At 49.7% G+C, this 12142-nt stretch carries 9 protein-coding genes and 1 riboswitch; of the genes, 6 read left to right on the forward strand and 3 right to left on the reverse strand.

The features are described from left to right. Positions 1-119: 119 nt before the first annotated feature. Positions 120-1160: a methyltransferase gene (locus SG35_RS02310; RefSeq protein ID WP_044833846.1), complete on the reverse strand. Its 1041-nt coding sequence runs from the start codon at positions 1158-1160 to the stop codon at positions 120-122. Between the two features lie 373 nt (positions 1161-1533). Further along, a riboswitch (Lysine riboswitch) is annotated at positions 1534-1705 on the forward strand. A gap of 88 nt (positions 1706-1793) precedes the next feature. Here SG35_RS02310 and dapA point away from each other — a divergent pair. The 5 genes from dapA to SG35_RS02335 all read left to right on the forward strand — a co-directional run bounded on the left by dapA (position 1794) and on the right by SG35_RS02335 (position 8981). Further along, complete coding sequence (gene dapA, locus SG35_RS02315) at positions 1794-2717, forward strand: 4-hydroxy-tetrahydrodipicolinate synthase (protein WP_044833847.1); 924 nt, start codon at positions 1794-1796, stop codon at positions 2715-2717. A gap of 108 nt (positions 2718-2825) precedes the next feature. Beyond that, positions 2826-3575, forward strand: coding sequence for a 2,3,4,5-tetrahydropyridine-2,6-dicarboxylate N-succinyltransferase (locus SG35_RS02320; RefSeq protein WP_044833848.1), 750 nt, complete (start codon positions 2826-2828; stop codon positions 3573-3575). Between the two features lie 27 nt (positions 3576-3602). Next, positions 3603-4826, forward strand: coding sequence for a PLP-dependent decarboxylase (locus SG35_RS02325; protein WP_053043161.1), 1224 nt, complete (start codon positions 3603-3605; stop codon positions 4824-4826). A gap of 5 nt (positions 4827-4831) precedes the next feature. Continuing rightward, complete coding sequence (locus tag SG35_RS02330; RefSeq protein WP_044833849.1) at positions 4832-5959, forward strand: succinylglutamate desuccinylase/aspartoacylase family protein; 1128 nt, start codon at positions 4832-4834, stop codon at positions 5957-5959. A gap of 529 nt (positions 5960-6488) precedes the next feature. Beyond that, positions 6489-8981, forward strand: coding sequence for a TonB-dependent receptor (locus tag SG35_RS02335; protein ID WP_337993190.1), 2493 nt, complete (start codon positions 6489-6491; stop codon positions 8979-8981). Between the two features lie 78 nt (positions 8982-9059). On the opposite strand, the gene SG35_RS02340 is transcribed toward SG35_RS02335, so the two are convergent. Both SG35_RS02340 and SG35_RS02345 read right to left on the reverse strand, forming a co-directional pair. Next, complete coding sequence (locus tag SG35_RS02340; protein ID WP_044833850.1) at positions 9060-9890, reverse strand: CvfB family protein; 831 nt, start codon at positions 9888-9890, stop codon at positions 9060-9062. Between the two features lie 88 nt (positions 9891-9978). Continuing rightward, positions 9979-10425, reverse strand: coding sequence for a tellurite resistance TerB family protein (locus tag SG35_RS02345; protein WP_044833851.1), 447 nt, complete (start codon positions 10423-10425; stop codon positions 9979-9981). 508 nt (positions 10426-10933) lie between these two features. Between SG35_RS02345 and SG35_RS02350 the strand changes: the two genes are divergently transcribed. Then, on the forward strand, positions 10934-12139 hold the full coding sequence (locus SG35_RS02350; RefSeq protein ID WP_152646680.1) for an efflux RND transporter periplasmic adaptor subunit: 1206 nt from the start codon (positions 10934-10936) through the stop codon (positions 12137-12139). The last annotated feature ends 3 nt before the right edge of the window (positions 12140-12142 follow it).

The raw sequence follows: 12142 nt of genomic DNA on the forward strand, positions 1-12142 counted from the left end.
ATTAATTCTTCATTGTTACAGGCGACTACTTGGATGATTGTAGAAAAGTGGAGATAGATCAACCATATTTTAACAAATACATCAGATAAAACATACATCAGGTTATTATGTCTGCCGCCCTATCTTATCTGAGAATGATAAATAGCAAAGCCTTTTTCATTGATCAGTGTCGTGGTCGTACCAATAGCCTTTTCCATAATGGGTTTATAGCTTAAAAAGTTATTGGCCACTATGGTGACATTGCCCTTAGGTTTAAGGTGTCCCTTAATCTGTTTGAGAAAACTCTCCGTCGCCCCGTAGTGGGTTTTAACCCCCTGGTGAAACGGCGGGTTGGAGACGATATGCTGGTATTTTCCCCTGACCTCAGACAGGCTGTTAGAAGGAAATACCGTGCCGCTTAAACCGTTTATTGCCAAGGTTTTTTCTGCCGAGGCCAGGGCCAGGGCGCTGACATCCAATAATGCCAGCCGTGCCTGTGGATATTTTTTACCGATAAAGCAACTGATCACCCCGGCGCCGCAGCCAAAATCCAGCAATTCGCCTTCAAGATTGGCAGGCAGGTTATTGAGCAAGAGCTCGGTGCCTTTATCCAGGGCATTTTGGCTGAAAACGCCGGGCAGGGAAGCGATTTCCAGTTTGATATCACCCTGGGTAAAGTGATAATGCTTAAACCAGGCATTGATATCAAACGGGGCCTGTTCCGTATTGGCCAGGCCGCTAAACAGGGTGCAGTGGCGGGCGGAATCTACCTTGCCGATATGGTGGATATAATCCGCGGCTAATTTGCCGGTTGATTTTACCCCGCCCTTATTTTCTCCGACGATCAATATCGGCGTGTTTTCGGGGAGTTGCGGATTGATCATCGCCAGGGTAAAGGCCAGTTCGGCTTTGCTTTTGGGAAACGCTATTACCACCAGATCATGTTGTTTATCACTTTTGTACTGGCAGTTAAAAACAAATTCGGCTTTGCCCGGGTAACTTTGTTTTAATGCCTGGTGGTGCTCAAAGTTATTATTAAAGCAAGTGATCTTGCAGCTCGGGTATTGTTCAAGGTAGGCGGCGAGCAAACCGTCGGCAGGTAAATTTATCAATAACGGACAATCAGCCTCCAACAAATCACTGTTGCGCATAAGAAGTTGACTGGGATTGCTTAAAGACATGTTATTTACCTGTTTACTGGGCGGAAACTGCTACCTGGCCCCTGATGATAGCGGCTGGCATGAAAGCCGGTGCTCTCTTGATTAATCGCGCTAGTTTACCGGAAGTAAATGTTATCTTCAGTAACTTAAAGGTATTTTTCGGTAAATTATTGCCTGCCAGCCAAAGGCCGGGTAGGAAAATTATCTGGGAAAAGCTCTAGCTTCGCGGAAAAATAAACGTATAGGCGTCTATTGACAGGGAGCAAGCAAAGGTGATTAAATAGCCGCCGTCCCTTATTGAAGCAGATTCTTCAAGCCGTGGTTTTCACTCGGGTTAACCCCGACACCCGGCGAGCAGAAATCAGCGACCGCCATGCCTTCAGGCGTGGCGGAAAGGGCCAGAAGAGGAGCGTTAACCAGGTAATTATTTTGAGGAGATCAAACTCCGGTGATAAATAATGAGGGGGATTAACGCCGAGATAGCGCTATTTTTGATGATAGCGATATCGGTTGACCGGGTTGAATCCCGCCGACTGTCACCTGTTAGGTGGAGAGCTTCTGGCCTTTGCAAAAAGCCTTTAGCCTGCACCCCTTGCCGGTTTGTGCTTGATGCAAATGCCTTAAAGTTCTCCGAACGTTATGAGTTCGAGAGCAATGAATCAGATACAAGAATCCAATTTATCCCTTAACTGTCCTTTGTGGACCGCCCTGGTTACGCCTTTTCATGCCAACGGCGAAATTGACTTTACCAGCCTTGAAGCCATCGCCCGGGATCAGGCGGATGCCGGCAACGGTATCCTGCTGCTGGGCAGTACCGGTGAGGGGCTGGCCTTATCCTTTGAAGAGCAATTAAGTATTGTTGAATACATTTGCCGCTTGTCGTTAGCCGTGCCGCTGATGGTGGCTGTCGGCGGCCATGATCTGCCTTCACAGTTAAAGTGGCTCCAGACCTGTAACCGCTTGCCGGTACAGGCCTACCTGCTGGGCAGCCCTTTGTATGCCAAACCCGGCCCACAAGGGCAATATCTGTGGTTCAGAGCCTTGCTGGATCAGGCGAAATACCCCTGCATGTTATATAACGTGCCGTCCAGAAGCGGCATTGACCTGGATGTTGAAACGCTGGCCAAGCTGCAACACCATGATAATTGCTGGGCGCTAAAAGAAGCCAGCGGCGAACTGGAGCAGTTTCTGCGCTACCGCCAGGCCTGTCCGGAACTGGCTTTATATAGCGGCGAAGACGCCATGATGCCTTATCTTGCCAGCGCCGGGGCCCAAGGCCTGGTATCGGTTTGCGCCAATGCCTGGCCCGAAGCAACCCGGGCTTATGTTGAATTATCCCTGACGGCACAAAACCAGGGTTTGTTTCCCTTATGGCAAAATGCTATCGCACCGCTTTTTGCCGTGGCAAATCCTATTCCGGTGAAGCAGCTGATGTTTGAACAGCAGGTGCTGAGTTCGCCGACCTTACGTCCCCCTTTGACCCATACCGAATTGTCCGACAGCCAGGCCCTGGTCCATCAGGATCAGTTGATCAGCCAGTGGCAGGCACAGCGGCAGGGACAAGCCTGCCTGAACTAACCGGGCTTACCTTTAACAATACAGTAAACGATTTAAACCATGAACAGCGGTGAAATCCGGGGAACCCCGGGGTAAGCCTCTGGATAAAAAATAATTCAGGAGTTGAGAATGAACTGGCAACAAACCATAGAACAATTAGAAACCGGATCGGTCAGATCTGCCTATCAGGATGAAAGCGGCAACTGGCAGGCGAATGTCGACGCCAAAAAGGCGATATTGGCGGCGTTTAAAGCGGGAGAAAATGCCGAGTTTAACGGTGCCTATCCGGGGTTTGTCGATAAGGCCAATTTGCCTCCCAGGCAGTTCAAGGTGGAAGACAAGGTACGGTTAGTACCGGGAGGCTCTTCCGTGCGGCGCGGCGCTTATGTTGCCCCCGGGGTGATCATTATGCCGCCGGCCTATATCAATATCGGCGCTTTTGTCGACAGCGGCACTATGGTGGACAGCCATGCCCTGATCGGCTCCTGCGCCCAGGTGGGGAAAAATGTCCATGTCTCGGCGGCGGTACAGATCGGCGGGGTATTGGAGCCGGTGGGGGCCAAGCCGGTGATCATCGAAGATGAGGTGTTTTTAAGTGCCGGTGTAGTGATTGTCGAAGGCATAGTCGTGAAAAAAGGTGCGGTGATCGCCCCCGGGGTGTCGTTATCGGCTTCGGTGCCGGTTTATGACTGCGTTAACCAGAAGATGCTGGAAAAAGGCGCGGCCATTCCTGAGCGTGCGGTCGTGGTGCCCGGCACCCGACCGGTAAAAGGCGACTGGGGCAGTGATTTGGGACTGACCATGGCCTGTGCCTTAATTGTCAAATACAGAGATGAAAAAAGTGATGCCTCACTTACCTTGGAATCCTTGTTGCGCTAAAGCTGGTTGTTATTGAGAAGAAATGTTATGAATAAAACACCCCCTTGGTTTGATGAAGAGATCAGGCCGTTATTACAAAGGCACCACAGCGGTGACCATCATGAAAACGGTTATTTCGTTTATCACCTCGATGCCCTGAAGGCGCACTTGCAAAGGCTGCAACAGCAGGATGTGGTCAAGCTGTGGTTTGCGGTGAAAGCCAATCCGCTGTCGCGGGTGATCCGCAGCTTTAGCGAGGCCGGCTTTAACTTTGATGTTGCCAGCAGCGGCGAGCTGGCGCAGGTATTATCCCAGGAGGTGGACCCCGCCCAGGTGCTCAATACCGGCCCGGCCAAATCGAAAAAACAGCTGGTGGCTTTTCTGGCCCAGGGGGTGAATACCTTTGTTATTGAAAGCCTTAACCAGCTGAGCTGGCTTAATGAGGCCGCAAGCGAGCAAGGTGTTTGCCCGCAGGTTTTGCTTCGGGTGCAGCTGCAATGGCCTGAGGGAGAGAAAAATCCTTTAGGGGGTAACGAGCTGACGCCTTTTGGTCTCTCGGTAAATGAGTGGTGTGCTGTTAAAGTGGCGGATTATCCCGCCCTGGATATCTGCGGCCTGCATATCTTTCAATGGGGCAATATGCTCAGCAATGAGCGGATGTTTGCTTTATGGTCGCAAATGGTAGCGCCGCTGCTGGCTTTGGCGCAGGAAATTGGCATGAGCTTAAAGATATTGGATCTTGGCGGCGGTCTGGGTATTGATTATTTGCAGCAAGGGCAAGCATTGTGCTGGCAGCAGGCACTGTCGGATCTGGCCCGGATCAAACAAGCTGCCGGGGTTGAGGAGTTATGGCTGGAGCTGGGCCGTTATGCGGTGGCCGAATATGGCTATTACCTGGCCCCGGTTGTTGATCGCAAGTCTAACTTTGACCACGAGCAACTGGTGCTGGCGGGGGGCATCAATCACCTGCTGCGCCCGGCAATCACAACGCAGCCGTTCCCGGTAAGCTTATTGCGCCCGTCGGAGCAAGAAGCGCAGCTTTTTGATATTCACGGCCCTTTGTGTACCAGTTTGGATAAGTTAGGGCGCCTGCCTTTACCCGGCGATGTTAACGTTGCCGACCAGCTGGTGTTTGGCTATTGCGGCGCATATGGCTTTACCGAGAGTATGCCGTTTTTCCTTTGCCATCAAATCGCCGCAGAATATGTCTATGAGCAGGGGGCCCTGCACCAGGTGCGTGCTGCCGAGCCGGCCACCTGGTATATGAGGTAATTGCCATGAATCAAGTGCAAAAAAATCTGCTGATCAAAGAAGTGCTGCATATGGGGGAGATGGCCAGCGGCGCCGCCCTTACCGTGCCGGTATACAGGTTAAAAGGGCAAGGCAGCGGCCCGGGTGTTTATATCCAGGCGAATATGCACGGCGCTGAAGTTCAGGGCAATGCGGTGATCTATCAGCTGCTGGAATTATTGCAGGGCCTGACTTTACTGGGGAATATCACCCTGGTGCCTTATGCCAACCCGGTGGGCTGCAATCATAAAAACGGCGAGTATACCCTGGGACGTTTTGATCCTATTACCGGGGTCAACTGGAACCGCATGTATCATTTTAATGAGCAGCAGATCCCGGAATTTTCCGAACAGCATCAGGCAAGTAGTATTGAAGTGATCGAGCAGGCCTTTCGCGAGTTATTGCTGGCTGATATCGCCGACAAGCTGGATCATAATGTGTTTGGCTTAACCACAGGCCAGCGTATCGCCTACCAGCTGCAAAAGATGGCCCATAAGGCGGATCTGGTGTTGGACTTGCACACCGGCCCTATTTCCAGCAAACACTTGTATTGTCCTGAATATGCCATCGACAGTGCCCGGTATTTTGATATTCCCCATACCATTGTTATTCCCAATAGTTTTGACGGCGCCATGGATGAAGCGACTTTTTGTCCCTGGTGGACGCTGCAGCAGGCTTTTGGCGAGCTGGGACGGGAGCTGGACTTCAATAAGGAAAGTTTTACCGTAGAGCTGGGCTCACAGGAGCAGATAGATCTGGATGTCGCCTACCAGGATGCCTTGAGTATTTTAAGTTACCTGCAATATAAAGGCGTGATCGCTGACGCCAGTTTTCAGCCGCAGGCCATGACCCGCTATGCCTGTTATTTAAAAGATTATAAGGCCTTTTATTCTCCTATGGGCGGCATGGTGGATTACCTGGCGACCTTTGGCGAGCCCTTAGCGGCGGGAGAGCCGATTGCGAGAATTTTACGCATGGATAATTACGGTGACGGCGATGCCCTGCATTACTTATCCCTGGACCGGCCGGTGATCCCGATTTTACATTTTGCCTCCGCCAGTGTGAACCAGGGTACTGAGCTGTATAAGGTATTTTGTGAATACTTTGAGTTATAGGGAAGGAGGGCTGGCTGGTGCCAGATAGCCAGCTTTCAGCTTATATGCTCAGGGATGAGTGAAGGCGAAAGATTTTTCCGGCGAATCTTTGACCATAAGATCAAAGGGATAAGCCAGCAGGTATCAATGTGATATTGTATCTTGAATGAAAATGTTATAATATCACAGCCGTTATGAAGTCACTATTTTTGCAAATACATAAAAACCTCACTGCTATCAGCCGTATTTTGCTGATTTTTTGGGTTTTTTCGTTTTTCTCTCATGGTGCTCACTTTGATCTTATCGCTGAAAGCAACGAGCTTCAAGAATGTCACCTGTGTCAACATCACATTGATACTCCAGAAGTTTCTCCGTTGTTTTCGGGGTTTTCCGCCAATCTTTTCCAGAGGATCTCTGTCGCACTTGTTGCCGCTGAGGAGTCCGGGAGTTTTTACCTTTCTCCGCCGTTAAGGGCGCCGCCGGTTCACCAGTAATCTTATCTTTTTAAAGCGGTTTATTTCTGTCTGGTCTGTTGTCGGCCGGAATAACCGTGGCTTATTTATTTGCCGGATTTTTTGCCGGATATTTACTGGAACTAGAACAAATGCAAAACAAACAATTTATGGTGGCATGCTCATTGGCAGCATCGCTGTCTTTTCCTGCCTGGGCGGAAAAAATTACCGGACAAGTGGTGAATCTCAAGGGTGAAGCGGTCGGCGGAGCAAAAATTACCCTGCAGGGGCAAGCTGACCCGGCGCTTTCTGTGATCACCGACAATTCAGGGGGGTTTACCCTGGACAGGGTGAATACCGGCGCTGTGACCTTATTGGTCGAGGCAGAAGATTTTACCTCGATAGAAAAGTCTCTGCAGCTTGAGGGGCAGAATATCGCGGATCTGCAGCTGGTACTGAGTCCGGCGGCGATGGAGGTGATCCGGGTACAGGCCAGCCCTTTTAATGCCACCAGTATCAGTTCGGCTTTGCCGGTGAACGTGCTTACCAGTGATGAGTTAAGGCTCAAGCAAGCCTCGACCCTGGGGGAAACCCTGAAAAATGAAGTGGGCGTGCATTCCAGCTACTTTGGCCCTGTCGCCAGTAGCCCTATTATTCGCGGATTGGACGGCCCAAGGGTATTAGTCACGCAAAATGGTCTGGATGTCGGCGATGCCTCCCGGGTGGGTCCGGATCATGTGGTGGCCTCTGAAACCAGTACCGCCACTCAGATAGAAGTATTGCGCGGTCCTGCTACCTTGTTTTATGGCAGCGGCGCCATAGGCGGTGTTGTTAATGTTGTCGATAACCGGATACCGACATCAACGGATAATGCGGCAGAGTGGTTAGTGGAGCACAATACCGTTGCCGATGAAAATCAGGCGTCCCTGAGTCTGGACACAGGTAAAGACCAGTTTGCCTTGCATCTTGATGGTTTCTGGCGTGAGTCCAATGATTACGAAATAGCCGGCGATGCCGAAGCTGGCCACGAAGAGCATGAAGAGCACGAGGAACACGAAGAGCACGGCGAGGAAGTTTCAGAAAGCGGCACCCTGGCTAACAGCGCTTCCAAATCTTCGGGTTTTACTTTAGGCGGCAGTTATTTGTTTGATAATGGTTACCTGGGGGCTTCATTTTCGTCAATGAACCGGGAATATGGCGTACCCGGTCACGCCCATGGAGCACATGAGGATGAGCACGAAGAAGAGCATGAGGCGCATGAAGAACACGAGGAACATGAGGAGCATGAGGAATCGCCAGCGTCTGATGTTTATGCGGATATGGAACAAAAGCGTTATCAGTTGCTTACCGAGCTCAACTTTGAGCAAAGCTTTATTCAACGCCTGCAAGGTAAACTGGCTTACACCGACTACCAGCACCAGGAAATTGAAGGCGGTGAAGTCGGTACTCAGTTTGACAATGAAAGCCTTGAAGGGCGACTGGATCTTTATCACCAGCACTTTAACGGTTGGCAGGGGGCCTGGACTTTCCATTATAAAAAATCTGATTTCTCCGCCGTGGGGGAGGAAGCCTTTACGCCATCATCAACCACTAAATCTCAGGCGATAGCCTGGCTGGAAGAAAAGCGTTATGGCGATTTCTTGCTGCAACTGGGGGCCCGTCTGGAGCATTTGACGATTTCTGCAGATACCCTGGTCCTTGAAGGTCACGAGCATGAAGGGGAAGCTGAGCCAGCACAAGAAATTGATTTCGACAAACAGAGCTTTAATCCGGTCAGTGCTTCTGTTGGCGGTGTCTGGGATTTTGCCCCTGATTATAATCTCGGGCTGTCGCTGGCTTACTCGCAACGGGCGCCTTCGGCGGGAGAGCTGTTCTCTTACGGCCCCCATATCGGTACCAATACCTATGAAGTGGGTGCCTTGTTTTCTTTACACGATGAAGGAGACGGCGAGTTTCATCCGCACCTGATTGAGAATGACGTGGAGTTGGAAACTTCTTATAACGTAGATGTGACCTTGAGAAAATACCGGGGAGATTTTAGTTTTGTCTTAAGCGGTTTTTATAACCATGTTGAAGATTACTACTATCAGCACACTACAGGATTAGTTTTTAGCGAAGACCACGGTCATGAAGATGAAGCTTTGCCTGTGCTGGTGTATCGTCAGGCGGATGTTGATATGTATGGCGCGGAAATTGACCTTAACTATCAGTTAACCCCCCAGGTGACAACCGGTGTTTTTGCCGACTTTGTCCGCGGTAAACTTACCGATGGCGGTAACTTGCCCAGGATCCCGCCAACACGCATCGGTAGTGAGTTTAATTACCAGGGACAGAGTTTTGATGCCGAGCTTAGCGCCAGTTATTATTTTAAACAGGATAAGCTTGCCGTGAATGAAACCGAGACTTCAGGTTACCTGATGCTGGACGCCCATATCAATTATTACCTGGAAGGGTTCGGGGATGATGCGGTTATTTACCTGAAGGGGCAAAACCTGACCGATAAAAATGCCCGGGTGCATTCTTCTTTCCTTAAAGATGTCGCGCCGCTGCCCGGACGCGGGATCAGCATAGGCATACGTGGTAGTTTTTAATTATCTTGGCAAAAAACGCTGTTGAAATAAAAAGGGGAGCCAATGGCTCCCCTTTTGTTTAACAAATAAAGAACATGTTTATTTTAAGCGTATACCCTGGGCTTCTATGGTGATCTTGCCTTTTTTCATCAGGTTGCCGACGGTGGCCTTAAAAGTTTTTTTGCTGACCCCTAGGGCTCTTTTAATCTGCTCGGGCGAGCTTTTATCGTGCAGGGGGGCATAACCGTCATTGTCCGCCAGGTAAGCCAATAACTTATCGCTGAAATCGATCACTTTGCCTTTGCCGCCGCGGGTTAAAATCAGATCGATACGGCCATCTTCCCTTTGTTGCTTGATATAGCCGGTAAGCTTCCTGCCGGTGCGCAGCGGCTGGAAAATTTCATTGTTATACAACAGGCCCCAGTGGCTGTTGTTGATAATGGCTTTAAAGCCTAAATCGGTTTTGCCGCCTATGGTTAACTCGACTTTTTCTCCTTGCTGGTATTCTGCCGGCCAGATATCGAGAAACCTGTCCAGTTTACTTGAGGCCACCAGGCGTTCGGTTCTCTGGTCGAGGAACACTCTGACCAGGTAATACTTGCCCACTTCCATCTTGGTATGTTGCTGGTTAAAAGGCACCAGCAAGTCTTTTGGCAGGCCCCAGTCTAAAAAGGCGCCCATTTTGTTGACTTGTACCACTTTCAACGAAGCAAATTCATCTACCTGGGCCAGAGGCTTTTCGGTGGTTGCCACCAGGCGATCGGCGGAGTCGAGATAAACAAACACCTCCAGCTGGTCATCTGGCTGACAATTTTCGGGAAGATAACGATTTGGCAGCAGGATTTCTCCGAGCTCACCGGCATCGAGATAAGCGCCATTATCCGTCAGGGCGATAACGGGGAGGGTGTTGAATTTACCAATAGTTGCCATAAAACTCTACAAATGAAAAAAGGGAACAAGTTATAGCGGCTATGATAACGCATAGTGCCTGTTCGACACTATGGCTTATTTATATTAGTTACTGTTGGGCGGCAAGCTTGGCCTGAATATATTCATGATGGTTTAAATACAGCAGATCGGCAATTTTACGGATAATATGCTCTTCAATGGCGGCAAGTTCACCGTCGGCATAGGCAAGCTGCCACAACAGGCAAACCATATTGATGCGCTGCTCAAGGGAGTAATGCTGGTTAATTTTCGAGGTAAACTGGTAAAAGTCGGTGGCGTGCTCACTCAGCTTGATTGCCTGGTCGATAATTTCAGCCACTTCTGCCGGGGTAAGTTGAAACTGTGTCATCAAAATTTTACTGATATGCGCTTGTTCCTGCGGGTCAAAGTGTCCGTCGGCGCGCATCACCTCGCATAACAGTACCGCGCAGGCAATTTCCAGGGAGATCTCCTGCTCATTTTCAGAGGCAGTCCCGTCATTTAAAAACTGAAAAAATAGGGTTATCTTGGTCAGCATAGTGAATTTTCTCCCGGGGTATTTTTACTCAGTGTTAGGCTTGGCGCCTTTGATTGCAAGGACTTGCTTTTGATATTTGATAACAAAATGTTACGCCAACTTGCTGAGCCGGGAATAAAAGCGGAAAAAAGCCGGAAAGAAAAGCTGTGTCTTACTTCCGAATCCGGGTCTGTTTATCCTTGGATTTAGGCTGTTATTAATGAAATCAGCCAAAATGTAGGAGGAATTAATAATAAATAGCATTAATGACTATTTCCATTTTATTCTCACCTGCGGCAGTTTATTTTTCCTTATTTTTGTTTGGTTAATACTTAGAGTTCGTTGTGTGTATGTTGTTGTTAAATATGTAAAATATTATTTAGTCACATTTTTTTGGCTCGGTTTTATCATTTAGGCGCGTTTTTTGTAATACACGGTTACATATTTGTTAAATTTGTTGCGGTAGAATTAGCTATTCTTACGGCAAAAATAATAATGCTACCCTGATTTATTGAGTGAGGACGAAGCGGTGACACGAAAAAAACAGATTATTATACCTATAGGCATTTTACTTGCCGGTGTTGGCCTGATGGCAGGCTTGTCCAACATGAAGAAACCTCCTGAAGAAAAACCCGAAGTGGATACCACCCCGATTGTCGCCGTTGAAGATATCAATGTTACTCCCCTCACCCTGGAAGTGGCGTCATACGGCATCGTACAGCCTAAATACGAAACCGAACTGGTGGCCCAGGTCAGCGGCCAGATAGTGGAACTTTCCGAGGCTTTTTTACGCGGTGGCCAGGTGAAAAAAGACCAGTTGCTGGCGCGCATTGATCCCAGCGATTATGAAGCGGCGTTAATTGATGCCCAGGCCACTATGGCTTCTGCCCGCTCCGCCCTGGAAACCGAACGGGCGCAGGGTAAAGTCGCCGAGCAGGAGTGGAAACGCATTACAGATAGCTCACCCACCGAGCTGAGCTTGCGTAAACCTCAGCTGGCACAGGAACTTGCCCGGGTCAAAGCCGCGCAGGCTGCCGTGCTTAGGGCCAAGCGTAACCTGGAGCGCACCGAAATCCGCGCACCTTATGATGCCATGATCGACAGCCGCAATATCGGTCTGGGATCGTTTGTCGGTGTCGGCACCCAGGTAGGTAAAGTGCTGGGCACGGATACTGCCGAAGTGCGTTTACCGGTTGCCGATAACCAACTGCAGTTTTTAGCCGGGCAGGGGGTGCATGCCAAGGTGATCTTAAACGGCGTGTTTGCCGGGCAAGAAAGACAGTGGCCGGCGACAATTGCCCGTAGTGAAGGGGTGGTGGATAACAAAAGCCGCATGAGTTATTTAGTGGCAGAAATTAACGATCCCTATGCTTTAACCGGTAACAGCGAGCCGCTACGTTTTGGTGCTTATGTTAATGCCAGCATCCAGGGAATAGAAATTGCCCATGCTGCAATTGTTCCCCGTTATCTGGTCAATGAGGGCCGGGTTGCTATCCTGGATAACGAATCTTTGTTGCGTTATGTGGACCTGGAAATCGCCCGTCAGGATGGCGCCAATGTTGTCGTCTCTAACGGCCTTAAACAGGGAGATCGCCTGATCGTTTCGGCACTGGATTTCCCGGTTGACGGTATGAAGCTCGCTTTAGGCGATGAAGAAGGCGAAACAGAAAGCGATAACGATCAGCAAGCGGTAGAAAGTGATGCCGATACGCAAATTGCCAGCGTAGAGGACTAAGCC

Origin of the sequence: Thalassomonas actiniarum, assembly GCF_000948975.2 — a bacterium.
Classification (GTDB): domain Bacteria; phylum Pseudomonadota; class Gammaproteobacteria; order Enterobacterales; family Alteromonadaceae; genus Thalassomonas; species Thalassomonas actiniarum.